Here is a 25,634-nt window from a genome sequence, read left to right as displayed (position 1 = left end):
TCCGTCAGATATCCTGTCGGCCGACTGTCGCATCGGCCGTCGTGACCGTCAATAGCTGACGGGCAGTCAGATCACGGAGACCCCCGCCAGCCACCCGCCGTCGATCACGAACGGCTGCCCGGTGATGTACGACGAGTCCGCCGAGGTGAGAAACAGCGCCAGCCGCGCCACCTCCTCCGGCTGCCCGACCCGCCCGAGCGGCACGAGCCCCCGGTACAGCTCGTCCAGGGCCCGGCTCATCTCCTCCGGGTCGGCGTCCGGGTCGAGCCGCGCCGGGTTGGACATCGGGGTGTCGATGGCGCCCGGACAGATCGCGTTGACCCGGATGCCCCGGCCCGCCAGCTCCAGCGCGGCCACCCGGGTCAGCCCCAGCACGGCGTGCTTGGTGGCGGCGTACGTCCCGACGGCCGCCATGCCGGTCAGGGCCGTGTAGGAGGCGGTGTTGACGATGGTCGCGCCGTCGGCCATCTCGGGCGCCACCGCCTTCATGCCCAGGAAACAGCCGACCTGGTTGACCTGGACGACCTGCATGAACTCGTCCAGCGGGGTGTCCACGAGCGCGTTGAAGCGCAGGATCCCCGCGTTGTTCACCAGCCCGTCGATGTGCCCGTACGCCTCCTTGACCGCCGCGACGGCCTCCCGCCAGCCCTCCTCGGTGCCGACATCGAGATGGACGTACAGCGCGCCTATCTCCTTGGCCAGGGCCTCCCCCTGCTCGTCCAGCACATCGGCGACGGCCACCCGCGCCCCCTCCGCCCGGAAGAGCCGGGCCTCCTGCTCGCCCTGCCCGCGTGCCGCCCCGGTGATGACGACGACCCGTCCGTCCAGCTTGCCCATGGCATCCTCCTCAGTTCAGCCGGGGTGCGACCTCCGCCCCGAACAGCCCGATCTGCTCGATGAGTTCGGCCCGGCTCCGGCTGCGGAACCGCACCTGGACCTGGTCCACGCCCATCGCCCGGTAGGCCCGCAGCGACTCGGCGATCTCCTCCGGCGCCCCGGTGAGGGTCCGTCCTCCGACGTCCCAGCCGGCCCGCCCGACGTACAGCGGCTCGGCGATCGCGCCGACCGTGAACGGCCCCTCGGCGCCCGCCTGCGCGCGCAAGCGCCGGATCCGTTCGATCTGCGCGGGCAGCCGCTCCCGCGGATCCCCCTGCGGCAGCCAGCCGTCCCCCTTCAGCGCGGCCCGGCGTACGGCGGCGGGCGAGGAGCCGCCGACCCACAGGGGGACCCGCGGCTGGGCCGGGCGGGGGCGCTGGCCGAGCCCGGCGAAGTCGTAGGTCTTCCCGTGGTGCTCGGGGAACTCCTCCGCTCCCAGGGCGGCCCGCAGCGCGTCGATCACCTCGTCCAGCACGGCCCCCCGCCGCTCGAAGTCGGCCCCGAGCGCCTCGAACTCCTCGCGCACATGCCCGGCCCCGACCCCGAGGACCAGCCGGCCGCCGGAGAGGTGGTCGAGGGTGGCGTACTGCTTGGCGGTGAGCAGGGGGTGCCGCAGCCCCACGACCGCCACATGGCTGAGCAGCCGTACCCGCTCGGTCACGGCGGCGAGGTGGGCGAGGGTGGCGACCGGGTCGTACCAGACCGTGCTCATGGCGGGGGCGAGCCGGCGCGGGATCGCCACGTGGTCGCAGGCGGCGAGGTAGTCGAACCCGGCCCGGTCCACGGCCCGCGCGACGGCCACCAGGTCCTCGGGCCCGGCCCCGGCCTCCCAGCCTTCCGCGAACAGGGCGCTCTGCGCCTGCACGGGCAGCTGGACGCCGTACGCCAGGGCACTCACCGCCAGAGCCCTTCGGGGGTGAGCCCCAGCAGCTCGATGGCGTTGCCGCGCACGATCCGCTCGACCACGTCCGCCGGAAGGTGCCCCATCTGGGCCTCACCGACCTCGCGGGACTTGGGCCAGGTGGAGTCGGAGTGCGGGTAGTCGGTCTCGTACAGGACGTTGCCGACCCCGATGGCGTCCAGGTTCCTGAGCCCGAAGGTGTCGTCGAAGAAGCAGCCGTGGACGTGCTCGGCGAAGGTCTCGGACGGCGGCCGGGTGACCTTGTCGGCGATGCCGCCCCACCCCCGGTTCTCCTGCCACACGACATCGGCGCGCTCGAGGATGTATGGGATCCACCCGATCTGCCCCTCGGCGTACATGACCCTGAGGTTCGGGAACCGCTCGAACTTGCCGCTCATCAGCCAGTCCACCATCGAGAAGCAGCAGTTGGCGAAGGTGATGGTGGAGCCTACGGCGGGCGGGGCGTCGGCGGAGGTGGAGGGCATACGGCTGCTGGAGCCGATGTGCATGGCCACGACGGTGCCGGTCTCGTCGCAGGCGGCCAGGAAGGGATCCCAGTCGTCGGTGTGGACGGAGGGCAGGCCGAGGTGCGGGGGTATCTCGGAGAAGGCGACGGCCCGCACACCCCTGTGCGCGTTGCGCCGTACCTCCGCGGCGGCCAGCTCGGCGTCCCACAGGGGTATGAGGGTGAGCGGTATCAGCCGCCCGTGCGCCTTCGGCCCGCACCACTCCTCCACCATCCAGTCGTTGTAGGCGCGCACGCACAGCAGGGCGAGCTCTTTGTCGGCGGCCTCGGTGAAGGTCTGCCCGCAGAAGCGCGGGAAGGTGGGGAAGCAGACGGCGGACTGCACGTGGTTGACGTCCATGTCGGCGAGCCGCGCGGACACGTCGTACGACCCCGGCCGCATCTGCTCATAGGTGATGACCTCGAGCCTGACCTCGTCCCGGTCGTACCCGACGGCGGTGTCGAGCCGGGTCAGGGGCCGTCGCAGGTCTTCGTAGACCCACCAGTCGCCGAGGGGTCCGTCGGTACTGCCGGGTTCGCCCATGACGGGTTTGAAACGCCCGCCCAGGAAGGTCATCTCCTTCAGCGGGGCGCGCACGATCCGGGGCCCGACGTCCAGGTATTTCCTCGGCAGCCGGTCCTGCCAGACGCCGGCGGGTTCGACGGTGTGGTCGTCGACGGAGATGATCAGCGGGAACTGTGTGGTCTCCATGGCCCTCACGGTAGCGCCGATCTGACGGTCCGTCAGCTATCGGGTGCTTGCAAAGAGGGTGTGAGGGGTTTGTGCGCTGCGAGGCAGCGGCCTGTGATCGGCGTCTCCCACAGCTGACGGAACCGCCCGGAACAAGGCAAACTGACGGGGTTGTTCGTGATGCCGAGGGGGACGAACGCATGGACGGTGGGCCGCGAGTGCCTGAGCAGCGGCGTCCCGGCTCCGTGAACGTCACGGAGCCGGAGGCGCTGCGGTTCGGCGTGCTCGGTCCGGTGCGGGCCTGGCGCGGCGCGGAGCAGATCGGCACGGGCTCGCCCCAGCAGCGCGCCCTGCTGGCCGCCCTGCTGCTGCGCGAGGGCCGTACGGCGACGGCGGCGGAGCTGATCGACGCGCTGTGGGGCGCCGAGCCCCCGTCGCAGGCGCTGGCGGCGCTGCGTACCTACGCCTCCCGCCTGCGCAAGGTCCTGCCCCCCGGGGTGCTGGTCAGCGAGTCCGGCGGCTACGCGGTGCGGATGCCGGCCGAGGGCGTCCTGGACCTGGCCGTCGCCCAGGACCTGGCGGCGGAGGCGGAGAAGGCACGGGCCGCCGGCGACCTGTGCCGGGCCCGGGACCTGCTGAACCAGGCCCTCGCCCGCTGGGACGGCGAGGTCCTGGCCGGCGTCCCCGGCCCGTACGCCGAGACCCAGCGGGTCCGCCTGGAGGAGTGGCGCCTGGGCCTCCTCGAATCCCGCCTGGACATGGACCTGGAACAGGGCTGCCACGCGGAGGCGGTGTCGGAGCTGACCGCGCTGACGGCCGCGTACCCCCTGCGCGAGCGGCTGCGCGAGCTGCTGATGCTGGCCCTGTACCGCAGCGGCCGCCAGGCGGAGGCCCTGGCCGTCTACGCCGACACCCGCCGCCTGCTGGCCGAGGAACTGGGCGTGGACCCGCGCCCCGGCCTCCGGGAACTGCAGCAACGCATCCTGCAGGCGGACCCGGCCCTGGCGGAACCGTCGTCCCCGGCGGCGGAGCCCGCGGCGGTCCCGGTCCGCCCGGCGCAGTTGCCGGCCTCGGTTCCCGACTTCACGGGCCGCGCGTCCTTCGTGACCGAACTGAGCGAGGTACTGTCCTCGGCCTCGGAGTCCCCGGACGCCGCGGACCGGGTGATGGCCGTGTCGGCACTGGCCGGCATCGGCGGCGTGGGCAAGACGACCCTGGCGGTGCACGTGGCCCACCGGGCGCGGGGCGCCTTCCCGGACGGCCAGCTGTACGTCGACCTGCAGGGCGCGGGCCCCCGCCCGGCGGAACCGGAGACGGTACTCGGCTCCTTCCTGCGCGCCCTGGGCACGGCGGACTCGGCGATCCCGGACTCCCTGGACGACCGGGCGGCGCTCTACCGCTCGGTCCTGGACGGCCGCCGGGTCCTGGTGCTGCTGGACAACGCGAAGGACGCGGCACAGATACGCCCGCTCCTGCCCGGCACGGAGGGCTGCGCGGCCCTGGTGACCTCGCGGGTGAGGATGGTCGACCTCGCGGGCGCCCACCTGGTGGACCTGGACGTGATGTCCCCCGACGAGGCTCTCGCTCTCTTCACGAAGATCGTGGGCGGCGAGCGGGTGGCGGCGGAACGGGAGGCGGCGCTGGACGTGGTGGCGGCGTGCGGGTTCCTGCCGTTGGCGATCAGGATCGCGGCGTCACGGTTGGCTGCGCGCAGGACCTGGACGGTGTCGGTCCTCGCCGCGAAGCTCGCGGACGAACGCCGCCGCCTGGACGAACTGCAGGCCGGGGACCTGGCGGTGAAGGCCACCTTCGAACTGGGCTACGGGCAGCTGGAGCCGGCCCAGGCCCGCGCGTTCCGCCTGCTGGGCCTGGCCGACGGCCCGGACATCTCCCTGGCGGCCGCGGCCGCCGTCCTCGACCTGCCCGTGGAGGCGACGGAGGACCTGCTGGAGGCCCTGGTGGACACGTCGCTGCTGGAGTCGGCGGCACCGGGCCGCTACCGCTTCCACGACCTGGTCCGGCTCTACGCGCGTGCCTGCGCGGAGAGGGACGAACAGCCGCCCAGCGAGCGGGAGGCTGCGATGTCGCGGTTGCTGGACTTCTATCTGGCCACGGCGGCGCAGGTTTACGCGATGGAGCGGCCGGGGGACCGGCTGGTGGATCACCTGGAGTCCACGCATCACCCAGGCCTGACCTTTCCCGACTCCAAGGCCGCCGTCGACTGGCTGCACGCCGAGGGCGACTGCCTGCTGGCCTGCGTTCGTCAGAGCGCCGGGCAGGGAATGCTGAGGCGCTCGGTCGATCTCTTGTGGGTGGCCAAGGATCTGACGGAATCAGGTGCGAACTCCCACCAGTACGAGACGACTGCTGTAGCTCTGCGAAACCTGGCGCAGGACGCAGGAGACAAACGAGCCGAGGGGCGGGCACGCACGGCGCTGACCAACGCTCTGATGATCTCGGACAAGTTCAGCCAGGCGGACGAGGAAGCTCGCCTCGCCATCCTGCTGGCACAGGCCTCGGGAGATCTGGCGCCTTGCTGCTGGGCCCCCAACGACCGCGGAATCATTGCCCTCTATCAGGGCCGGAACGACGACGGGGAGAAGCACCTTCAGGAGGCGATCGCCAACTACCGCGCCGACGGAAACCTGCCGGGACAGGCCAGTGCCCTGTGCAATCTGTCTCGGATTCACGTCAAGCTGGGACGGCTCCATAGCGCTGTCGAGCTGGCCAGGCAGGGTCTGGCTCTCTACGATCAGCTCGGGTTGACGCTCCGTGTGGCCAACGCGCGGCTCGCTCTGGGAATCGCGCTCAGCGCCGCCGATCGTGGCGTCGAGGCACTGGAGCAACTCCACGAAGCCCTGAGGCTGTTCCAGGACAATCGGCAGCGCCTTTGGGAAGGGACCGCGAACTTCCGTATTTCCGAGGCATACCTCGCGTCCGGCCAATACGCCCTGGCGGCGCGGCATGCGGAGCAAGCTCTTGCTCTTCGCGTCATCGGAGGCGATTGGATGCGGGCCAACGTCCTGACGACGCTGGGGCAGGCGCTCAACCACCTGGGGCAGAGCGATCGGGCACGCGCGTGCTGGCGTGAAGCCCTCGTCATCCATGAGCAGTTCGGCGCCTCCGAGGCAGACCAGGTGAAGGCCCTCCTGCACCCTGCCGCGACAGCCTGACGGCTCCGCCGGACACCACGTTCATTGTTTGTTTATCGCAGATCGCCATCCTCATGAGTGCCGGTCCGTTGCGGCGGGGGGCCAAACGGAGCGGCACTTGGCCTCACCGTTAGGGTGAACGGCCTTGAGTCCCGTCCGGCGGCCCATCGGGGGAGCCGCCGGACGGGTTGATCACCCTTCCAGGATGCTCGACAGAAAGTTGCCGACGATGAGCGAGACCTCGCAGAAGAACGAGATCACCACGCTGGAGAACCACGCCGGCAGCCCGGACGACGGCTCCACCGTCAAGCCTCTGGAGAACCACGCCGGGAGCACGACGGGCAACGACGCCATCAAGCCGCTCGAGAACCACGCCGGCCTGGTGTCGGAGAGCGTCCTGAAGCCGCAGGAGAATCACGCCGGATCCGAGACGGCCTAAGGCCCAAGGCTCACACACAACGGGGGACCGGCCGCGACGGCGCCGAGGGGGAGCCGTCGCGGCCGAGGTGTGTCCAGGGGCAGTCAGGTTCGACGAATGCCGAGCTCGCACCACACCGTCTTGCCCTCCACCCCCTGCTCCACGCCCCAGCGCAGCGCCACCGCGTCCAGCAGGGCGAGGCCACGCCCGTCCTCGGCGTCGAGCGCGCCGGGCAGGGGCACGGGCAGGGCCTGCCCGGCTGGGTCCGTGACCTCGACGCGGATGTGGTTGCCGTCCGTCAGGGCCACCCGCACACGGACCGGAGTCGCCTCCCCCACATGCCGGATCACGTTGGTGACGAGTTCGGTGACGCAGAGCTGGACATCGGTGCAGGGCGCGTCCAGGTAGCGGCGCACGGTACGGCGCAGTCCCTGGAGCGCCTCCGGTACGGCGGGAAGCTCCACGTCCAGCGGCGGCCGGCTCGGTGCCGTACCGAGACTCCGCAGCACCGCTGCCGGCCCGCGTGCCGTGGCGGCGTTGCAGTTGCCGAGCGCCACCAGGCCGGGGGGAGGGCTGGGGGGATTCGAGGACGCCATGGTTGCGTACGCCTTCCTGTGCTCTCTGTGATGAATCAGTCACACAGTGGCGCCGACATCGGTACCTTTTGAAGAGGTTTCGGCTACGCAGCGCAACTGGCAAATGGCGGTGATGAGTTGTGCCCCCACGCAAAGACCCCGACGCGTCGGCGAACGTCCCCTCCTTCTACGGCGCCGAGTTGCGCTATCGACGGGAACTGGCGGGGCTGACCCTGGAGCAGCTGGCGGAAGGGAGCTTCCGGGGTGTGCCGTTCCTGAGCCAGATCGAGCGGGGTGAGCGACGCATGCCGGTGGATCTGGCCCGGCATGTCGACAAGGTGCTGAAGACCGACGGGTTTTTCGAGCGCCGTTGTGAAGATGCCCGCAGGGCACGGCAGTCGGGGCATGCGGAGTACTTCGCGGATGTGGCGGAGTTGGAGCAGCATGCGGAGACGATCGAGGACTGGGCGCCGATGCTGGTGCCGGGGCTGCTGCAAACAGCGCCCTATGCCCGCGCGATCGTACGCGCCGCGATGCCCCGTGCCTCGGACGAGGAGGTCGAAGGGAAGGTCCACGTCCGCATGGACCGCGCCAGGCTCTTCGACTCGGAGCACCCGCCCAAGTTCTGGGCGATCTTGGATGAGTCTCTGATCCGGCGCCCAGCGCTCCCCGGCGAGCCGATGGCGGAACTGCTGGAGCACATCGCGCAGGTGGTGAGGAATACGCACTCCATTCTGCAGATCGTCCCGCAAACCACCGGCGTCCATCCGTTCATGATGGGCATGACCAGGTTCATGACCTTCGCGGACGCACCTCCGGTGGTGTACACCGAGTCACTACACAGCGGCCAACTCATCGACTATCCAGCGCTCGTGAAGCAGTACCGCGAGTCGTACGATCTGCTCAGGGCCGCCGCACTGCCGCCTGAGGCGTCCCTTGCGATCATCGAGGCTGCGGCAGAGGACTACCGAGATGGCAAGCAGCGGGATTGACCTGAGCACCACGGTGTGGCGCAAGAGCAGCTACAGCAACGGCACCGGTGGCGAGTGTGTCGAAGTCTCCAACGCACACCCCAGCGTGGTGATCCCCGTCCGCGACTCGAAGAAGGCGCAGGACGGCCCCGTGCTCCTCTTCCGCCCCCTCGCCTGGAGCACCTTCCTCAACTCGTTGAAGGGCTGACCCCGCCCGGTTATCCACAGGCTCAGCGGCAAGTCAGGGATTCTGCGATCTTGCTGGAGTGGAGCGGACGGAGTTGAGGGCGCTGGCCAACCGGGGCGTCCTGCTCACCTCGCGTGCCGTGGAGGCCGGCTGGCCCCGGCGCAGCCTCACACGTGCGCTACGGGCAGAGGGCTGGACCCGGCTGCGGCAGGGCGCCTGGGCCGAGCCCGGGCGGAACCCGGACCTGCTCACTCACCTCCGGGCCGTGCTGCTCCGCGACCCCCGGCTGATCGTGAGCCACAGTTCAGCGGCTGCCCTCTGGCGGGTCGAGATGCTCGGGGACGGCCGCAGGAGGCCGCTGGAGTTCATCGACCCGCAGCTCACCGTCCGTGGTGTGAGCGCGGGCGTGCGCGTCCACCGGATGCCGCTCAGCGCGAGGGACGTGGTGGAACGGCAGGGGTTACGGCTCACCAACCCCACCCGCACGCTCGCCGACCTGCTTCGGCGCGGCCCGAGGGACGAGGCGATCGTCGCCGTGGACTCGGCGCAGACGTGCCGCAGGGTCGGGCGGGTCCGTCGCGCGCCGCTCACCAAGCTGGACGAGATCGCCGCGGCGCTTGAGACGACCTTGCAAGGGTCGGTCCGGGCCCGGAACTGGCTGCCCCTGGCCGACCCCCTCGCCGGTTCCCCTGCCGAGACGGTTGCCCGACTGCGCATGTACGACGCCGACCTGCACCCCGAGAGCCAGGCCGAGCTACGCACCCCGGACGGCAGTCGCCGCGTCGTCGACTTCCTGTTCAGGGCGACAGGGCTGGGGGTGGAGATCGAGGGCTACGCCTACCACGGAACCCGTGACGCACACCGAAGGGACGTCGCCCGCTTCAACCAGATCCTGAGGTGTCCGGAGATCCGCAGCCTCCTCCGCTACAGCGCCGAGGACGTTTTCCACCGCCCTGAGTACATGGTCGAGGAGATCAGGGCCACCCTGGCTGCCCTGACCGGCGATTCCCGGTGACCGTGGGGCCGCCCGCTTCTTCGGCCAGTGTCGTGCCTCCGCGAGGCGAGTCAAGGGCGCTGCGTTCCGCTGCGCTCCACTCCGCGTCGGCTTCGCCGATGGCCCTCCGGACCACCCTTGACACGCCTCGCTCCAGCACGGGGAAGAAGCGAACGGGCAGCCCGGGGAAAGTGGCCGGCTTGCCGGGGTTTGCGGTACGGGTCGGCTGCGTTCCGGGCCGGGGCTGACGGGCGCGACCGCGCCTCGCCTGCACGCCGGGCGCGGTTGGCGGCTTACGGTGAATGGGCGGGGGCGCGCCAGGCAGGTGGCGGCACGCCGGGCGCGGTTGGCGGCTTGCGGGAGGGCCGGGGCGGCGCGCCAGCCCGGCGGCGGCACGCCGGGCGCGGTTGGCGGCTTACGGTGAATGGGCGGGGGCGCACCAGCCCGGCGGCCGCACGCCCGGTCGGCTCGGCGGCTTACGGGAGGAGCGGGGCGGCGCACCAGCCCGGCGGCGGCACGCCCGGTCGGCTCGGCGAGTTGGGGGGATCCCAGCCCGTGAAGGTCGGCCTGGCGGCGCGGGATCCTGGCATCTGCACCTGAGGGCCCCGAACGTGAGGACGGCGGAGGGTTGGCATCTTTGGGCACTCTCGTCCTCAGCGGACGGCGGGTCAGCTCTCCCAGGTTGGCTCCCAGGCTGGCCCAAGTCTGCCGATTGCTCGGCTTGCCGTGGCCTCTGTGCCTGGTGTGACAGAAGGGGCGCTCTTGGGGTCACGCCGGCCACTCAATTCGCATCCCGAAGTGCCCAGTTGCCGAGCCGCCGAGCGCCGCCGACCCCACCCGGCGTGCCCCCTACCCCGCGACCGCGCACCCACCCACTCACCGCGAGCCGCTTGGCCGGCCCGGCGTGCAGGCGAGACGCGACCGCGCACCCCTCAGCCGACGACGCGAACGCAGCCGACGTAACGGCCCGACCCCGGCAAGCCGGCCACTTTCCCCGGCCTGCCCGCTCGCTTCTTCCTCGTGCTGGAGCGAGGTGGGTCAAGGGTGGACCGGAGGGCCATCGGCGAAGCCGACGCGGAGTGGAGCGCAGCGGAACGCAGCGCCCTTGACGCACCTCGCGGAAGCACGACACTGGCCGAAGAAGCGGGCGGCCCCACGGCAACCCATCGACACCGGCTCGGTCCAGCCCCCTCCCCCTCACGCCCTCCCCCGCAAAACCCCCTTCACCACCTTCCCGCTCGCGTTCCGCGGGAGCTCGCCCACGAACTCCACCGACCTCGGCACCTTGTAGTTCGCCATCTCGCGGCGGGACCAGGCGATCAGGTCGTCCGAGGTCAGGACCGAGCCGGGGCGGCGGACCACGAAGGCCTTGGCGACTTCCCCCAGCCGCGCGTCCGGTACGCCGATCACCGCCGCCTCCCGGACATCCGGGTGGAGGGCGAGCGACTGCTCTATCTCCGCCGGGTAGGCGTTGAAGCCGCCGACGATGAACATGTCCTTGATGCGGTCCGTGATGCGCAGGTTGCCCGTCGCGTCCAGGACACCCACGTCGCCCGTGCGCAGCCAGCCGTCGGGAGCGATCGCCTCCGCCGTCGCCGCCGCGTCCTCGTAGTAGCCGCGCATGACGTTGAAGCCGCGGACCAGGATCTCGCCCGCCTCGCCGGGTCGTACCGGCGCGCCCGTCGCGTCCACCAGTCGTAGCTCCGTTCCCGGGATCGGCCGGCCCGACGTGGACGCGATGACCGACGGGGCGTCGCCGCGCCGGCACATCGTGACGATGCCGCTCGCCTCCGACAGGCCGTACGCCGTGAGGACCGTGTCCACGCCCAGTTCGCCGCGCAGGCGTTCCACCAGGCGGAGCGGCACGACCGCGGCGCCCGTCACCACCAGGCGCAGCGCCGAGAGGTCGTACGCGTCCCGGGACGGGTGGTCCAGGAGGGACTGGTGGAGGGTGGGTGGGCCGGGGAGGACCGAGATGCGTTCCGCCGCTATGTTCGCCAGTGCCGTCTCCACGTTGAACACCGGCTGAGGGATCATCGTCGCCCCGCGCATCAGGCAGGCGATCACCCCGGCCTTGTAGCCGAAGGTGTGGAAGAAGGGGTTGATGATCAAGTAGCGGTCGCCGGCCCGCAACCCGGCCAGGTCCGCCCAGATCTCGTACGCCCGGAGGGTCTGGGTGTGCGTGATCATCGCGCCCTTGGGGCGGCCCGTCGTGCCCGACGTGTAGATGATGTCCGACGGCGCCGAAGCATCCAACTCCCTCCGCCGCGATTCCACTTCGGGCGCACCCACGCCCTCTCCGCCCGCCAGGAAGTCCTTCCAGGTGCGGAAGTCCGGGGGCGCGTCCTCCGACAGGACCACCACCTCCTCCAGTTCCGGCAGTCCGGGCAGCGGCGCCCGGCCGTCCGCCACCCCCTCCCCCGCCGCCCGGCGCAGGCTCGCCACGTACGAGGTGCCCAGGAACGTGCCCGTCACGAACAGCAGCCGGGCCCCGCTGCGGCGCAGTACGTCCGCCGCCTCGGCGCCCTTGAAGCGGGTGTTCAGCGGGACCAGGACCGCGCCCGCCGTCACCGCGCCGAGGGCAGACACGATCCAGTCCAGGGAGTTGGGGGCCCAGACCGCCACCCGGTCGCCGGCCCGCACCCCGCTCGCCAGGCAGGCCGCCGCGGCGCGCTCGACCCGGGCGCCGAGTTCGGCGTACGTGATCCTGGTGCGGCCCTCGACCACCGCCTCCGTGTCCGCGTACCGCTCGGCCGACCACCGGACCAGGCCGGGGATGGTGTCCCAGTCGCAGTCGCTCATCACAGGCCCCCTGTACCGCGTAGCTGACCGTCCGTCAGATTAGCTGTAATCTGACGGACTGTCAGGATGCTGAGGAGGGGGAGGACGCTGTGGCAGCAGCCGGGCTCAAGGACGCCACCGCCATCGTCGGGATCGGGCAGACCTCGTTCGCCAGGCATCTTCCGGAGGACGAGAAGACGCTCGCCTGCCGGGCCGTGCTCGCCGCGCTGGAGGACGCGGGGATCGCGCCCGGTGAGGTCGACGGACTCGCCTCCTACACCATGGAGGAGACCGACGAGGTCGAGCTCGCCAAGGCCGTCGGGTTCGGGGATCTGACCTTCTTCAGCAAGGTGGGGTACGGCGGGGGCGGCTCCTGTGCGACCGTCGCGCACCTCGCCGCCGCCATCGCCTGCGGGCAGGCCACCGTCGGGGTCGCCTGGCGGTCGCGGAAACGGGGGTCCGGGCCGCGGCCGTGGACCGACACCCGCGTCCAGCTCCCCACCCCGGCCCAGTGGACGCGGCCCTTCGGCCTCCTGCGGCCCGTCGACGAGATCGCCATGCTGGCGCGGCGGTACCTGCACGAGTACGGCGCCACCCGCGATCACCTCTTCAACGTCGCCCTCGCCTGCCGGAACCGGGCCAACCAGAACCCGGCCGCCGTGATGTACGAACGGCCGCTGACCCGCGAGATGTACATGACCTCGCGCTGGATCAGCGAGCCGCTGTGCCTCTTCGACAACTGTCTGGAGACGGACGGGGCCCTCGCCTGTGTCCTCGTGTCCAAGGAGCGCGCCCGGGACTGCCGTACCCGGCCCGTGTACGTCCACTCCGCCGCCCAGGGGCTGCCCGCCCAGCACCACGGCATGGTCAACTACTGGAACGACGACCCCCTCACCGGCCCCGCCTGGACCGCCGCCCGGCATCTGTGGAAGCACGCCGACTTCACGCCGGAGGACGTGGACGTGGCGCAGATCTATGACGCCTTCAGCGTCCTCATACCGCTCTCGCTGGAGGGCTACGGCTTCTGCGGGCGCGGGGAAGGAGGGGCCTTCACCGAGGGAGGCGCCCTGGAGATCGGCGGGCGGCTGCCCCTCAACACCGGCGGGGGCGGGCTCTCCGAGGCCTACGTCCACGGCTTCAACCTCATCAACGAAGGGGTGAGGCAACTGCGCGGGACCAGCACCGCCCAGGTGCCCGGCGCCGCCACCTGCCTGGTCACGGCCGGCGAGGGCGTGCCCACCTCCGCTCTCCTGCTGAGGAGCTGATCATGCTGAACCCCGTCACCGACACCGACGGCGCGCCCTTCTGGGAGTACGCCGCCCGTGGCGAACTGCGCGTCCAGGTCTGCGGCGACTGCCACGAACCCCGCTTCCCGCCCCGCCCGTGCTGCCCGCACTGCCAGTCCTTCGCGAGCGAGTGGCGGCTCACCAGCGGGCGCGGCCGGATCTGGTCCTACGTCGTGCCGCATCCGCCGCTGCTGCCCGACTACGCGGCGCAGGCGCCGTACAACGTCGTCGTGGTGGAGCTGGAGGACTGCCCCCGGATCCGGCTGGTCGGGAATCTGGTCGCCCGCGCCGGTGCGCCCCTCGACTCCCTTGATCCGCAGAGCCCCAGGATCGGCGCCCGGGTGCATGTCGTCTTCGGTGACGGCGGGCTGCCGCAGTGGGTGCCGGCGTGAGCGCCGTACGGGTCGACACCGACAAGGACAGCGGGGTCGCCGTCGTCACCCTCGACCGGCCGCACCGGCTCAACGCCATCGACCTGGACATGGCCCGCGAACTCACCGGTGTCTGGCGGGCGTTGCGGTTCGACGACTCGGTGCGGGCCGTGGTGCTCACCGGGGGCGGGGAGCGGGCGTTCTGTACCGGGATCGACCGGGACGTCGTCGTGCCGCAGCCCTCGTCGCCGTACATGCAGGACGATCCGTTGCTGACGGTCGGGCCCAAGGCGAACGACCTGTGGAAGCCGGTCGTGGCCGCCGTGCGCGGGATGGCCTGCGGGGGTGCCTTCTATCTGCTGGGCGAGTGCGAGTTCGTCGTCGCCGATCCGACGGCCGTCTTCTTCGATCCGCACACCTCGTACGGCATGGTCAGCGCCTACGAGTCGATGCTGATGGCGGCGCGGATGCCGTACGGGGAGGCGGCCCGGATGGCGCTCATGGGGAACGCCGAGCGGATCTCCGCCCGGCGGGCCCATGAGATCGGGCTCGTGTCGGAGGTCACGGAGGAGGGCGGGGCGCTGGCGGGCGCCGTGCGCTGCGCCGCGGTCGTTGCCGGGTATCCGCCGCAGGGGGTGCAGGGGACCGTGCGGGCGCTGTGGGCGGCCCGGGAGGCGGCCCTGGCCCAGGCGTTCGCCCAGGCCCCGTCCCTCATCGCCCTCGGCAGTCTGCCGGTCGAACGGCAGGCGGAGCTGTTCAGGAACAGGGACCGCACCGAGCCGCGGACACGGTGAGTGACCGCATGGCGCGGAACCCGCACCCGGGGTAGCGTCAGGCCTGGGACGGCCGCCGTCTGGAGCCCTTCCGTGACACACCGGTACGACGGCCGTCACTCAGTCCCCGGCGTGCCCCTCACGCCGTGCGGGCCGTGCCCGTCCCCTTCTCCGCGTCCAGCGCGTACACGCACCGGTCCTTGCTGCAGGCGTACACCACGCCGTCCTTGACCACCGGGGAGCCGGTGATCTCGCCGCCGGTCGCGAGCTTCCAGCGCAGGCGGCCGTCGTCGGACTTCAGGGTGTAGAGCAGGTGGTCCGTCGAGCCGAAGTGGATACGGCCCTCCGCCACCGCGGGAGCGCCCACGACGTCGCCGCCCGCCTGGAAGCGCCATTTGGGCGTGCCGGTGACCGCGTCCAGGGTGTACAGGCCCTTGCCGCTGCCGACGTGGACATGGCCGGCCGCGACGAGGACCGGCTCGATGGAGGAGCGGGCCTCGGTGGCGATGCGCCAGCGGTCGCGGCCGTCGGTGGCGTCGAGGGCGTAGACGGTGCCCAGGTAGTCCGCCAGGTAGACGCCGCCGCCCGTCACCGCCGGGCCCGGGGCGAAGGCCGGCGGGCTGAGGAAGACCGCGGGGGCCTCGAAGTGCCAGCGGACCATGCCGCTCGCCGCCTCGATGGCGAGGACGCGGGTGCCGGCGGAGACGTAGACGTACCCGTCGGCGGCGGGGGTCAGGCGGACCGGCACGCCGCCACAGGCGGCCGCGTCACCGACCGGGTACGACCAGCGCTCCTCGCCCGTGCGGGCCTCCAGGGCACGCAGGCGGGCGTCCTGCCAGACGTAGACCGTGCCGTCGTGGACGAGCGGGCCCGCCTCGGGGGACTCGAAGTCGGTCTGGCAGCCGCTGATCTCCCACAGCTTCTGCCCGTGCGCGGCCTCCCAGGCCTGCACGCCGCCGCCCCGGGTGCCGGTGACGACCGTGCCGTGGTCGGCGTGCAGGGAGTACACCCAGGCGTCCGTGGACAGCCGCCACAGGTCGCTGCCCTCGCGGGCGTCCAGGGCGAACAGGGTCGGGCCGTCGGAGGCGTGGATACGGCCGTCCGCCACCGCCATGGACCAGGCGACGTCCCGCGTCTTGAAGCGGCGCCGGCCGGTGGCCACGTCCAGGGCGTGCACCTCGAAGGAGGTGACGTAGACCAGGTCGCCGTCGACCGAGGGGGTGCCCCAGACCTCGTTGGACATGCGGAACCGCCAGGGCCGCCAGCCGCTCGCGGTCTCGGGGGGCTGGGGCGGGGCGGACGGTACGGCAGGGCCTACGGCAGGGTCTGTGCCGGCGACGCCGGGACGCGGGCGGGACCAGCTGGCGACCAGGCCGGCCTCCGGCGGGGGCGCCTTGACGGCGGCGGCGCGGGCGTCGGCGACGCGCGGGCCGGGGCCGATGGGCACCTGGGCGCCGGCCAGCCGGACCGGGCCGGAGTCGGGGACGCCGACGGGGACCGGGGCCGGGGCCGGCGGGTCGTAGGCGGGCGGCGGGGGTACGGCCGCACGGCCGCCGCTCCTGGGGCCGCCGGCCGGGGCCGGGGAGGGCTTGGCGGCGGGGCGGCCGCCGCGTCGGGCCTCGATGAGGGCGACCGCCTTCTCGGGCAGCCAGGCCGACGCGGTGCCGCTGTCGTCGGAGCCCGAGCCGAAGAGGTGCGGGGCCAGCTGGGCCTGGAGGTCGGCCGGGCTGGGCCGGGCGGAGGCCTCCATCTGCATGCAGACCTCGATGAGCGGGCGCAGCTCGTCGGGCAGGCCGGTGAGGTCCGGGCCCTCGCGGAGCAGCATGAAGACGGTCTCGACGGGGTTGGCGCCGTGGAAGGGCGGGTGGCCGGTGGCCGCGAAGACCAGCATCGAGCCGAGGGAGAAGACATCGCTGGCGCCGGTGACGCTGCGGGAGTCCTTGGCCTGCTCGGGGGACATGTAGGCGGGGGTGCCCACGGCGACGTTCGTCATGGTCAGCCGGGTGTTGGAGACCCCGGAGGCGATGCCGAAGTCGATCACCCGGGGGCCGTCCTCGACCACGAGCACGTTGGACGGCTTCAGGTCGCGGTGGACCAGCCCCGCGCCGTGGATGGACTGGAGGGCTTCGGCGACGCCCGCCGCGAGCCAGCGCACGGCCTGGGCCGGGAGCGGCCCGCAGTCGTTCACTATCTCCTCGAGCGAGGGCGCCGGTACGTACGCGGTCGCCAGCCACGGCACGGCGGCGCGCGGGTCGGCGTCGACCACGGCCGCCGTGTAGAAGCCGGAGACCGCGCGGGCCGCCTCCACCTCACGGGTGAAGCGGACCCGGAAGAGCTGGTCCTCGGCCAGCTCGGTGCGCACCGTCTTGATCGCCACGCGCCGGCCGGACGCCGAGCGCGCGAGATAGACCAGCCCCATGCCGCCGGCGCCCAGCCGGCCCAGCACCTCGAACGGCCCGATCCGCCGCGGATCGTGCTGCGTCAGCTGATCCACCACTTGCCTGCCACCTCCCCGTACGAGCCGCGCCACTCTCCATATGTACGCGACCGAAGTGCAGCGTCTCACCACCGCACCGCCGTGGCGGCACGCACCCCGATTCTTCCTGGCCGGGCGGCTGGTTGCGAACCCGGTGATATTCGGGGTGTCTCTGTACCAACCGGTACCAATCACCCCAAAGCGGACGGGTCAGCGCTGCAGCAGTGCGAACGACGCCCCCTGATTGTCGGTGACGACGGCCACTCGTCCGTACGACGTCTCGAAGGGTGGCGCCTGCACCCGGCCGCCGAGCCGCTGTACGGCCCCGAGGGCGTCGTCCAGGTCCGCGACGCGGAAGTGGGTCAGGAAGTGCGGGGGCATCTCGGCCGGGAAGACCTCGGTGACCTCGGCACGGCCGAAGTCGGGCCGGGCCTCGGCGCCGAACAGGGCGTCGTGGAAGAGGCCGCCGTAGAAGGCGTTGGCGGCGGCCGTGTCCCGCGTGTACAGCTGGGCCCAGACGAAGGTGCCGGGCTCGTGCCGCCGCCCGAAGCCCCGGTGGCGGCCCGCCTGCCACAGGCCGAACACGGCGCCCGAGGGATCGGCGGCGAGGGCGGCCACCCCCAGGTCGCCCACCGGGAACGGGGCCATGACCACCTGCCCGCCGGCCGCGGTGATCCGCCGGCCGAGGGCCTCGGCGTCCGGGGTCGCGAAGGACACCGTCCAGACGGTGGGCATCCGGCCGTCGATCTTGGGGGCCAGCGAGGCGACGGGCTCCCCCGCCAGCCGGGCCCACACCGAGGAGCCGTACGCGTCCTCGAAGGTCCACCCGAAGAGCTCACCGTAGAACCGCTTGCCCGCCTCGACGTCGGCGAGCTGTGCATCCACCCAGCAGGGCACACCTTCCCCGTATGCCTCTTCCACGACTTCCGCCTCAAATACCTCTTCGGATTCCGAGGTCTCTTCCGCCTCTTCGTTCCCGGATGCCCTGTTTTCGGCCATGCCGTCAAAGTAACCGGGCCGCACGCACCGCGCAGACCAGGCACACCACCCTCAGAGCACCCATGCACCCCATTTGCAGTCGGCCGAATCGCGCTCCGATCACCCCTCGGTAAGCTGACGGCATGACAGGACAAGTGCGTACCGTCGACGGCCGCGTGGCCGGCCGGCGTGGGCAGGCGACCCGGCAGAAGCTGCTCGACTGCCTCAGCGAGATGCTCAGCTCCTCCCCCTACCGGGACGTCAAGGTCATCGATGTCGCCCGGAAGGCGGGTACTTCGCCCGCGACCTTCTACCAGTACTTCCCGGACGTCGAAGGCGCCGTCCTGGAGATCGCCGAACAAATGGCGACCGAGGGCGCCGGATTGACCCAACTGCTCCAAGGGCGGTCCTGGGCCGGCAAGTCGGGATGGCAGACCGCGCAGGAACTCGTGGACGGATTCCTGGAGTTCTGGCGCAGGAACGACGCGATCCTGCGGGTCGTCGACCTCGGCGCCGCCGAGGGGGACAAACGGTTCTACAAGATCCGCATGAAGATCCTCAACTCCGTGAACAACTCCCTCGCGGACTCGATCGCCGAGCTGCAGTCCAAGGGCAGGGTCGACAAGGACGTGAACCCGGCGGCGGTGGCCGGCTCGCTCGTCGCGATGCTCGCGGCGGTGGCGGCGCACCAGAAGGGTTTCCAGTCCTGGGGTGTGAAACAGGCCGAACTCAAGCCGAACCTGGCGTTGTTGGTACACCTGGGCGTGACCGGAAAGAAGCCGAGCAAGTAACAACGCCCGCTGCCACACCCCTTATTGCACCCTTTTTCATGCCCAAGTCCTGTCTGGCAGGCGGTGGTTCACTCGCGTCTCGCACGCGGTGAGCCACCGCCTGCACCGCTATGCGGGCAGCGGACGGTCCCGTACGACGTGCTTCATCACCAGCGTCGAGGTCAGCCGCTGCACCCCCGGCAGGGTCGCCAGCCGCTCGTCGTAGAGCCGCTGGAAGGCCGCGAGGTCGGCGGTCGCCACCCGGAGCAGATAGTCGGGCTCGCCGAAGAGCCGCTGGGCGTCGAGCACGTGCTCCAGCTCGCCGACCGCCCGCTCGAACTCGGCGACCGTGTCCCGGTCCTCCTGCCGCATCGACACGAAGACCAGCGCCTCGAAGTTCAGCCCGAGCGCCGCCGCGTCCACCACCGCCCGGTAGCCCTGGATGGCACCGGAGCGCTCCAGCTCACGCAGCCGGCGGTGGCAGGGCGAGACGCTGAGACGCACCCGGGCGGCCAGCTCGGTCACGGTCAGGCGCCCGTCCTGCTGCAGCTCGGCAAGGATTTTCCGGTCCATGTCGTCCATGAGCAATATCTTCCCCCAGAACCGCTGCTTGCGGGCAAACTTCGGGAACACTTTCGGCCCATCCACGCCTAATGTCGCCGACATGGACTCGGGACTGCTCTTCTCCTTCCTCGCCGTCGACGTGCTGCTGGTGTGCGTGCCGGGCGCCGACTGGGCGTACGTGATCGCGACCGCCGTGCGCCGCGGCTCGGTGCCGCGCGCGGTGGCCGGCCTGGTCTGCGGCTACGCCCTGCACACGGCCCTGGCGACGGCGGGCCTCGCGGTCCTGGTGGCGGGCTCGCCGAGACTGCTGACGGCCCTGACCGTGGCGGGCGCGGGGTATCTGCTGTGGCTCGGCTGGGGTGTGCTGCGCCGGCCGGCGGTACCGGGAGCCACGGAGGAGGCCTCCCCCGACGGGCGTCTCTTCCTGCGCGGCGCCACGATCAGCGGCCTCAACCCCAAGGGCCTGCTGCTCTACCTCTCCGTCCTCCCCCAGTTCCTCACCCTGCGCGGCACCCACCTGCCCGTCCCCGTCCAGACGGCGGCCCTCGGCCTGCTCCACATGGCCTGCTGCGCGGCCGTCTACCTCACCGTCGGCACGTTGTCGCGTGCGCTGCTCTCCGCGAGGCCGACGGCGGCCCGGGCGGTGACGCGGACGTCGGGGGCGGCGATGCTGGGGATCGGCGCGGTTCTCCTGGCGGAGCGCCTGGCCGGGGTTTAGGGGGTCTCCGTGATCCGGAACAGCCGGATCTCCCTCGTCACCCGGGCCTGATACGTGGCGTACGGCGGCCAGAACTCCAGGAGTGCCGTCCAGGCCTCCGCCCGCTCGTCCGCGGTGAGCAGCCGGGCGGTGACCGGGATGTCCCGGCCCTTCCAGCTGATCACGGCCTCCGGGTGGGCGAGCAGGTTGTGACTCCAGGCGGGATGCCCGGGCCGCCCGAAGTTGGAGCCGACGAGCAGCCAGCTCCTGCCGTCCGCCTCCGGCATGCAGGCCAGCGGGGTCCGGCGGAGCAGTCCGCTGCGGGCGCCGGTCGAGGTGAGGACCAACCCGGGCAGCATCCGGGTGCTGAGCAGGTACCGCCCCCGGGTGAGCCGGTGGACCGCCCGGTCGAGTGCCGGGATCACATGGGGCGCGACCTTCGCGAACCCGCGCGTCGAGGACACCTTCTGCACCAGCCGGACGCCGATCACACCGTCACCTCCGTGCCCGCGAAGAGACCGGCGGCCTCGGCGGCCCGGTCCCGCAGCCGGTGCACCGGCCCGAACAGCAGCTCGTCCCCGGCGGCCCGCTTGAAGTACAGCTGCGCGTCGTGCTCCCAGGTGAACCCGATCCCCCCGTGCAACTGGATCCCCTCGCCTGCGGCCCCCCGCAACGCCTCCAGGGCCTGCGCGAGCGCGAGCCCACCACTTCGTTCACCCTGAGCACCCGAGGACCCGGCGCCGGCGCCGCAGGCCCACGCCGCGTGATACGCCGCCGACCGAGCCGCCTGCACCCCCACGTACACGTCGGCCAGCCGATGCTTCACCGCCTGGAAGGACCCCACCGGCCGCCCGAACTGCTCGCGCTGCCCGACGTACTCCACGGTCCGCTCCAGTACCCGTTCCGCCGCCCCGACGGCCTCACAGGCGAGCACGGCGGCGACCCCGTCACCGAGCACGGCCAGGGCGGGCAACACGTCCACCCCCTCCTCGCCGAGCAACTCCGCGCGAACGTCCCGCAGTTGGACGCGGCCCTGCGGCCGGGTGGCGTCGAGCGCGGTCTGCCGGGCTCGTACGACGCCGGGCGCGTCCCCGGCGACCAGGAACAGCAGGGTCCGCGACCGCGCGAAGCCCCCGGTGTGGGCGGCGACGAGCAGCAGCCCCGCGCTGTGCCCGTCCAGCACTTGGTCGACCTGCCCGTACAGCCGCCAGTCGCCGTCGGCGTGCCGGGCCTGGACGCCCCCGGCCCGTCCGCCACCGGCCGAGAAGCTGCCGTTGTCGCAGGTCAGGGCGAGGGCCGTGGTCAGGGCCGGGCCGGGGACGGCCAGGGTGGCGGTGAGGGTGCCGGCGGCCAGGCGGGGCAGCAGTTCGGCGCGCTGGGCCTCGGTGCCGAGGGCGAGGATCAGCGGGGCGGCCAGGACGGAGGTGGCCGGCAGCGGGGAGGGGGCGAGCGCCCGGCCGGTCTCCTCGCAGGCGAGGGCCAGTTCGGTGAGGGTGCAGCCGACACCGCCGTACCGCTCGGGCAGGGCGAGCCCGGGCAGGCCGAGCTGGTCGGCGAGGGCCGACCACAGGAGGGGGTCGTGTCCGGCCGGGCTGTCGACGGCGGCCCGCAGCTCGGGCGAGCCGCACCGCTTGTGCAGCAGCTCGCGCAGGGTGCGGCGGATCTCGTCCTGCTCGGCGGTCAGGCGCGTGTCCATGGCGGGTCCCTCATCCCTCCCGAGCCGATCTGACGGAGCGTCATATTAGGGCGCGGGCGCACGGATGCCCAGGGTCACGACACCTGCCGCGAGCCGCCGTATCTGATGTACCGTCAGATCCATGACGGCTGGGAGCAGGAAGGTCGCCGTGGTCGGGGTGGCCCTCTCCGACTGCGGGCGCGTGGACGACGCCACCCCGTACACCCTGCACGCGCAGGCGGCCCGCCGCGCCCTCGCGGACGCGGGGCTCGACCGCGCCCGGGTCGACGGCCTCGCCTCGGCGGGCCTCGGCACACTGGCCCCGGTGGAGGTGGCCGAGTACCTGGGCCTGCGCCCCACCTGGGTGGACTCCACCTCGGTCGGCGGCTCGACCTGGGAGGTCATGGCGGCGCACGCGGCGGACGCGATAGCCGCGGGCCACGCGAACGCCGTCCTGCTCGTCTACGGCTCGACGGCACGCGCCGACATCAGGGCGGGCCGCAGGACCGGCGACCTGTCCTTCGGCGCCCGCGGTCCCCTCCAGTTCGAGGTCCCCTACGGCCACACCCTGATCGCCAAGTACGCGATGGCCGCCCGCCGCCACATGATCGAACACGGCACGACCGTCGAGCAGCTGGCCGAGGTCGCGGTCCAGGCCCGGGCCAACGCAGCACTGAACCCGCAGGCGATGTTCCGCGACCCGATCACGGTCGACGACGTCCTGGCCGGCCCGATGATCGCCGACCCCTTCACCAAGCTGCACTGCTGCCTGCGCTCGGACGGCGGCGCGGCGGTCCTGCTGGCGGCCGAGGAGTACGTACGGGACTGCCGTACGGCCCCCGTGTGGGTCCTCGGCACCGGGGAGCAGGTCTCGCACGCGGCGATGTCGGAGTGGACGGACTTCACGGTGTCCCCGGCGGCGGTGAGCGGGCGGCTGGCCTTCGAGCGGGCGGGCGTGGGACCGGCCGAGATGGACTTCGCCGAGATCTACGACGCCTTCACCTACATGACCCTGGTGACCCTGGAGGATCTCGGCTTCTGCGGGAAGGGCGAGGGCGGGGCGTTCGTGGAGAAGGGCCGGCTGCTGGTGCGGGGCGGGGAACTGCCGGTCAACACGGACGGGGGCGGCCTGTCGGCCCAACACCCCGGAATGCGGGGGCTGTTCCTGCTGGTGGAGGCGGTGCTGCAACTGCGCGGGGAGGCCGGGGAACGGCAGGTGCGGACGCGGGACGGGCAGTTGCCGAGGCTGGGGGTGGCCTCCGGGACGGGGGGCTGGTTCTGCTCGTCGGGGACGGTCGTTCTGGGCCGGTGAGGGCCCCGCCTCAGTCCTCCTCCAGCAGCCGGCGCCAGATGCGGGTGCGGTGCAGCACGTAGAGGGAGCTCAGCAGGACGACCGCCTGCAGCCCGACGGCGAGCAGCCAGAACTCGTCCCTGGTCTCCAGTCTGTTCGTCAGGAACGTGAAGTTCATGCCGAAGAACCCGGTGATGAACGACAGCGGCAGGAAGATCACCGACACGATGGCCAGCCGGTTGATCACGCCGTTCTGCTCGCCCGCGACGAGCGAGGAGTAACTGGCGAAGGCCCGGCGGGTGGCGTCCTGGAGGGACTCGACGTCGGCGAGCACCAGCCTTCCGGCGGTCTGGAACCCCTGGGCCCGCCTCTGCCGGTCCTCGGGGAAGGTGGGGCTCATCATCCGGCGGGTGAGGATCTCGTCGACCGCCTGGAGGTAGGGCAGCAGGGCGTGGTGCAGCAGGGCGGAGCGCCGTCGCAGCCGCGCCAGACGGTAGATCTGCTCGGGCCGCCGCTGCTCGAACATGCCGTCCTCGAGTTCCTCGGTCTCCAGCAGCGCCCGCACGGCGGCCCGGCGGAAGGTGGCCAGCGCCTCCTGGAGCAGGAGGAAGAGCACGGCGACGGTGTCCTCGGGCCGCTCGTGCCGCAACGCCGTGGTGAGGCTCCTGGCCAGCCCGGCCTGGCCCCGGTGCACGGCGGCCAGGAACCGTTCGGTCACCACGATGTGGATGTGGGCGATCCGGTCCCCGTGGACCACCGGCACCACGAAGGCGGCCCGGTCCCCCAGGAACTCGGCGCGCGGGGCCTCACCCGCCCTGCCGAACCAGTCCAGGTCCTCGGCATCCTCCAGGCCCAGCTGACCGGCGATCGGCGCCTCCCGCTCCGGCGCTTCCCGCTCCGGCGCTTCCCGCTCCGGTGCCTCCCGCTCCGGTGCCTCCCGCTCCGGCGCTTCCTCCGGCAGTTCGACGTCGACGAGCAGGAAGGACGCGGCGGCCAGCCGCGCCCGCGCCTCCGAGACATCCGTACGGGTGATGGTCATCTCGGGCATCGACACCACCGTTACGATCATCGCCCCTCACCGTCATTCCCGAAGCCCGTGGCTCCGAGCGTCCCCGGCCCCAGGCGTTCCCGCACGCGGAGGCACTCGTGTGCGTCGCGGGACGGCTGCCGAACGGATGACGGTGCCCGTGGCGATACTCGGCACATGGAAACGGATCTCCACGCAACTCTGAGGTCGCTGCGGGTATGGGACCCCGACGTCACCGACCTGCGCCCCTTCGCCCCCGACACCGCCCCGCCGACCCCGCTGCCCCTGTTCACGAGCTGGCTCGCGGAGGCGGTCGCGGCCGGGCAGCCGGAGCCGCACACGATGTCGCTGGCCACGGTGGACGAGGAAGGGCGGCCGGACGTACGGATCGTGATGCTGCACGGCGCCGACCCGGACGGCTGGTCCTTCGGCACCCACTCCACCAGCCGCAAGGGCCGCGCCCTGAGCGCGCACCCGTACGCGGCCCTGGCCTTCTACTGGCCGGTGCTGGGCCGCCAGCTCCGGGTGCGCGGGCCGGTGACCTCGGCGCCCTCCCACGAGAGCCAGGCCGACCTGCACGCCCGCTCGACCGGGGCACTGGCCGCGGCGCTCACCGGGCGGCAGAGCGAGGAGCTGTCCTCACTGGACGAGCTGCGGCGGGCGTCGCAGGCCGCGTGGGAGCGGGCCCGCGAGAACCCGGCCGAGCCGTCTCCCACCTGGACCCTCTACCGGCTTCGCCCGGAGACGGTGGAGTTCTTCCAGGGGGACGCGGACAGGCGGCACGTACGGCTGGAGTACCGGAGCACGGAGTTCGGCTGGAGCAAGGCGCTGCTCTGGCCCTGACCCTTACGAGGCGCTCATGCCCTTGGCCCTCACGGGGGCTCATGCCCCCGCCACCAGTCGCCGGGCCAGACGCACCAGGTCCGAAATCGCCGGGTGAGCAGGAGTTCCCCGCTGCCAGGCGAGAAGCACCGGTACCGGAGGGGCGTCGGTCAGAGGGCGGAAGGCGATCGCGGGGTGCGTGTGCACACCCGGTGTCGCCGTCGTCGTGATGCCCACCGCCCGCCCGGCCGGATCCCGCTGGGCCCCGCGGTGACCCTGGAGGTGCTCGGCCCGCTCGCGCTGTCCGTCGTCGCCGCGCGCCGGGCGGTGAGCCTGCTGTGGGCCGGGCTCGCGCTCGCCGGGGTCCTGCTGCTCGGACAGGAGGGCCTGGGCCGGCTCAGCCTCCCCGGTGCCGGGTTCGCGCTCGGCGCGGGTGCGCTGTGGGCGGCGTACATCGTCTTCAACTCCCGGACCGGCGCCCGCTTTTCACGGCTCGACGGGCTGGCCGTGGCGATGGCCGTGGCCGCGCTGCTGAGCCTGCCGCTGGGCATCGCCTCGGCCGGTACCGCGCTGCTGCGGCCGGGGCGCTGGGGCTCGGCCTGGCCGTGGCCCTGCTGTCCTCGGGCCTGCCGTACCCCCTGGAACTGCTGGCCCTGCGCCGGCTGCCCGCCCCGACCTTCGCGATCCTGATGAGCCTGGCCCCGGCGATCGCGGCCCTGGCCGGCTTCCTGGTCCTCGGCCAGACCCTGTCGGCCACCCAGTACCTGGCCATCGCCATGGTGGTGACGGCGAGCGCGGGGGCGGTGCGAGCGGGACGCGGCTGATCCTGCCCGGCGCGCCCTCTCCCCCCACC

General features: G+C 72.2%; 23 protein-coding genes and 1 pseudogene. 13 read left to right on the top strand and 11 right to left on the bottom strand.

Features of this window, described 5'->3' with window-relative positions:
• Positions 1 to 66 precede the first annotated feature (66 nt).
• The 3 genes from ACWDEN_RS03430 to ACWDEN_RS03420 are packed head-to-tail and all read right to left on the bottom strand — an operon-like array spanning position 67 to position 2,994.
• Positions 67 to 837 (bottom strand): SDR family NAD(P)-dependent oxidoreductase, encoded by a 771-nt coding sequence (locus tag ACWDEN_RS03430; RefSeq protein WP_351611498.1) that lies wholly within the window; start codon positions 835 to 837, stop codon positions 67 to 69.
• A gap of 10 nt (positions 838 to 847) precedes the next feature.
• Positions 848 to 1,765 carry an LLM class F420-dependent oxidoreductase gene (locus tag ACWDEN_RS03425; protein ID WP_351611597.1) on the bottom strand — a complete coding sequence of 306 codons (918 nt, stop codon included), beginning with the start codon at positions 1,763 to 1,765 and terminating at the stop codon, positions 848 to 850.
• Between the two features lie 5 nt (positions 1,766 to 1,770).
• Positions 1,771 to 2,994, bottom strand: a complete 1,224-nt coding sequence (locus ACWDEN_RS03420) for an amidohydrolase family protein (protein ID WP_450856961.1) — start codon at positions 2,992 to 2,994, stop codon at positions 1,771 to 1,773.
• A gap of 179 nt (positions 2,995 to 3,173) precedes the next feature.
• Between ACWDEN_RS03420 and ACWDEN_RS03415 the strand changes: the two genes are divergently transcribed.
• Together ACWDEN_RS03415 and ACWDEN_RS03410 are read left to right on the top strand one after the other, a co-directional pair.
• The gene (locus ACWDEN_RS03415; protein ID WP_450856959.1) at positions 3,174 to 6,146 is read left to right on the top strand and encodes a BTAD domain-containing putative transcriptional regulator; all 2,973 of its coding nucleotides are present in this window, start codon (positions 3,174 to 3,176) and stop codon (positions 6,144 to 6,146) included.
• A 184-nt stretch (positions 6,147 to 6,330) separates the two neighbouring features.
• Positions 6,331 to 6,564, top strand: a complete 234-nt coding sequence (locus tag ACWDEN_RS03410) for a hypothetical protein (protein ID WP_351611492.1) — start codon at positions 6,331 to 6,333, stop codon at positions 6,562 to 6,564.
• Positions 6,565 to 6,647: 83 nt separating this feature from the next.
• Here ACWDEN_RS03410 and ACWDEN_RS03405 read toward each other — a convergent pair whose 3' ends face one another.
• Positions 6,648 to 7,139, bottom strand: coding sequence for an ATP-binding protein (locus tag ACWDEN_RS03405; protein WP_450856957.1), 492 nt, complete (start codon positions 7,137 to 7,139; stop codon positions 6,648 to 6,650).
• 119 nt (positions 7,140 to 7,258) lie between these two features.
• Here ACWDEN_RS03405 and ACWDEN_RS03400 point away from each other — a divergent pair, with 119 nt between their 5' ends.
• Genes ACWDEN_RS03400 through ACWDEN_RS03390 form a run of 3 tightly spaced genes read left to right on the top strand, consistent with a single transcriptional unit; the run spans position 7,259 to position 9,291 of the window.
• The gene (locus tag ACWDEN_RS03400; protein WP_450856955.1) at positions 7,259 to 8,110 is read left to right on the top strand and encodes a helix-turn-helix domain-containing protein; all 852 of its coding nucleotides are present in this window, start codon (positions 7,259 to 7,261) and stop codon (positions 8,108 to 8,110) included.
• A complete protein-coding gene (locus ACWDEN_RS03395) occupies positions 8,091 to 8,297 on the top strand; it encodes a DUF397 domain-containing protein (protein ID WP_450856953.1) in 207 nt (68 codons plus the stop codon). Before ACWDEN_RS03400 ends, ACWDEN_RS03395 begins: the two co-directional genes overlap by 20 nt.
• Before the next feature lie 58 nt (positions 8,298 to 8,355).
• The gene (locus ACWDEN_RS03390) at positions 8,356 to 9,291 is read left to right on the top strand and encodes a hypothetical protein (protein ID WP_450856951.1); all 936 of its coding nucleotides are present in this window, start codon (positions 8,356 to 8,358) and stop codon (positions 9,289 to 9,291) included.
• Between the two features lie 1,176 nt (positions 9,292 to 10,467).
• On the opposite strand, the gene ACWDEN_RS03385 is transcribed toward ACWDEN_RS03390, so the two are convergent.
• Entirely contained in the window at positions 10,468 to 12,072 is a 1,605-nt protein-coding gene (locus tag ACWDEN_RS03385; protein WP_450856949.1) for a FadD3 family acyl-CoA ligase, read from the bottom strand.
• Between the two features lie 89 nt (positions 12,073 to 12,161).
• Between ACWDEN_RS03385 and ACWDEN_RS03380 the strand changes: the two genes are divergently transcribed.
• The 3 genes from ACWDEN_RS03380 to ACWDEN_RS03370 are packed head-to-tail and all read left to right on the top strand — an operon-like array spanning position 12,162 to position 14,502.
• On the top strand, positions 12,162 to 13,316 hold the full coding sequence (locus ACWDEN_RS03380; RefSeq protein ID WP_351611480.1) for a lipid-transfer protein: 1,155 nt from the start codon (positions 12,162 to 12,164) through the stop codon (positions 13,314 to 13,316).
• A gap of 2 nt (positions 13,317 to 13,318) precedes the next feature.
• Positions 13,319 to 13,729: a Zn-ribbon domain-containing OB-fold protein gene (locus ACWDEN_RS03375; protein WP_351611478.1), complete on the top strand. Its 411-nt coding sequence runs from the start codon at positions 13,319 to 13,321 to the stop codon at positions 13,727 to 13,729.
• Entirely contained in the window at positions 13,726 to 14,502 is a 777-nt protein-coding gene (locus tag ACWDEN_RS03370) for an enoyl-CoA hydratase/isomerase family protein (protein WP_351611476.1), read from the top strand. The genes ACWDEN_RS03375 and ACWDEN_RS03370 overlap by 4 nt, the downstream gene beginning before the upstream one ends.
• A 118-nt stretch (positions 14,503 to 14,620) precedes the next feature.
• Here ACWDEN_RS03370 and ACWDEN_RS03365 read toward each other — a convergent pair whose 3' ends face one another.
• Both ACWDEN_RS03365 and ACWDEN_RS03360 read right to left on the bottom strand, forming a co-directional pair.
• On the bottom strand, positions 14,621 to 16,978 hold the full coding sequence (locus tag ACWDEN_RS03365; RefSeq protein ID WP_450856946.1) for an outer membrane protein assembly factor BamB family protein: 2,358 nt from the start codon (positions 16,976 to 16,978) through the stop codon (positions 14,621 to 14,623).
• A 189-nt stretch (positions 16,979 to 17,167) separates the two neighbouring features.
• Entirely contained in the window at positions 17,168 to 17,842 is a 675-nt protein-coding gene (locus tag ACWDEN_RS03360) for a VOC family protein (protein ID WP_351601232.1), read from the bottom strand.
• Between the two features lie 248 nt (positions 17,843 to 18,090).
• On the opposite strand from ACWDEN_RS03360, the gene ACWDEN_RS03355 reads away from it, so the two are divergent.
• The gene (locus ACWDEN_RS03355) at positions 18,091 to 18,726 is read left to right on the top strand and encodes a TetR family transcriptional regulator (RefSeq protein WP_351601818.1); all 636 of its coding nucleotides are present in this window, start codon (positions 18,091 to 18,093) and stop codon (positions 18,724 to 18,726) included.
• A 108-nt stretch (positions 18,727 to 18,834) separates the two neighbouring features.
• Here ACWDEN_RS03355 and ACWDEN_RS03350 read toward each other — a convergent pair whose 3' ends face one another.
• Positions 18,835 to 19,287 (bottom strand): Lrp/AsnC family transcriptional regulator, encoded by a 453-nt coding sequence (locus tag ACWDEN_RS03350; protein ID WP_351601234.1) that lies wholly within the window; start codon positions 19,285 to 19,287, stop codon positions 18,835 to 18,837.
• Positions 19,288 to 19,369: 82 nt separating this feature from the next.
• On the opposite strand from ACWDEN_RS03350, the gene ACWDEN_RS03345 reads away from it, so the two are divergent.
• Positions 19,370 to 19,987, top strand: a complete 618-nt coding sequence (locus ACWDEN_RS03345; RefSeq protein ID WP_351601237.1) for a LysE family translocator — start codon at positions 19,370 to 19,372, stop codon at positions 19,985 to 19,987.
• Here ACWDEN_RS03345 and ACWDEN_RS03340 read toward each other — a convergent pair.
• Both ACWDEN_RS03340 and ACWDEN_RS03335 read right to left on the bottom strand, forming a co-directional pair.
• Positions 19,984 to 20,457 (bottom strand): nitroreductase family deazaflavin-dependent oxidoreductase, encoded by a 474-nt coding sequence (locus ACWDEN_RS03340; RefSeq protein WP_351601240.1) that lies wholly within the window; start codon positions 20,455 to 20,457, stop codon positions 19,984 to 19,986. The genes ACWDEN_RS03345 and ACWDEN_RS03340 overlap by 4 nt on opposite strands.
• On the bottom strand, positions 20,454 to 21,662 hold the full coding sequence (locus ACWDEN_RS03335) for an acyl-CoA dehydrogenase family protein (RefSeq protein WP_351601242.1): 1,209 nt from the start codon (positions 21,660 to 21,662) through the stop codon (positions 20,454 to 20,456). The genes ACWDEN_RS03340 and ACWDEN_RS03335 overlap by 4 nt, the downstream gene beginning before the upstream one ends.
• A gap of 121 nt (positions 21,663 to 21,783) precedes the next feature.
• Between ACWDEN_RS03335 and ACWDEN_RS03330 the strand changes: the two genes are divergently transcribed.
• Positions 21,784 to 22,953 (top strand): thiolase C-terminal domain-containing protein, encoded by a 1,170-nt coding sequence (locus tag ACWDEN_RS03330; protein WP_351601245.1) that lies wholly within the window; start codon positions 21,784 to 21,786, stop codon positions 22,951 to 22,953.
• A gap of 10 nt (positions 22,954 to 22,963) precedes the next feature.
• Here the strand turns inward: ACWDEN_RS03330 and ACWDEN_RS03325 are convergent, their stop codons facing one another.
• Positions 22,964 to 24,001 carry a CorA family divalent cation transporter gene (locus ACWDEN_RS03325; protein ID WP_450856942.1) on the bottom strand — a complete coding sequence of 346 codons (1,038 nt, stop codon included), beginning with the start codon at positions 23,999 to 24,001 and terminating at the stop codon, positions 22,964 to 22,966.
• Positions 24,002 to 24,136: 135 nt separating this feature from the next.
• Here ACWDEN_RS03325 and ACWDEN_RS03320 point away from each other — a divergent pair, with 135 nt between their 5' ends.
• Both ACWDEN_RS03320 and ACWDEN_RS03315 read left to right on the top strand, forming a co-directional pair.
• Positions 24,137 to 24,802 carry a pyridoxine/pyridoxamine 5'-phosphate oxidase gene (locus ACWDEN_RS03320; protein ID WP_351601251.1) on the top strand — a complete coding sequence of 222 codons (666 nt, stop codon included), beginning with the start codon at positions 24,137 to 24,139 and terminating at the stop codon, positions 24,800 to 24,802.
• A 228-nt stretch (positions 24,803 to 25,030) separates the two neighbouring features.
• A pseudogene (locus ACWDEN_RS03315) lies at positions 25,031 to 25,605 on the top strand (EamA family transporter); the annotation flags it as partial.
• Between the last annotated feature and the right edge of the window lie 29 nt (positions 25,606 to 25,634).

Source organism: Streptomyces sp. NPDC001153 (assembly GCF_053598315.1).
The sequence above is the reverse complement of the archived record's forward strand: the minus strand, read 5'-3'. Positions and strand labels throughout refer to the sequence as shown.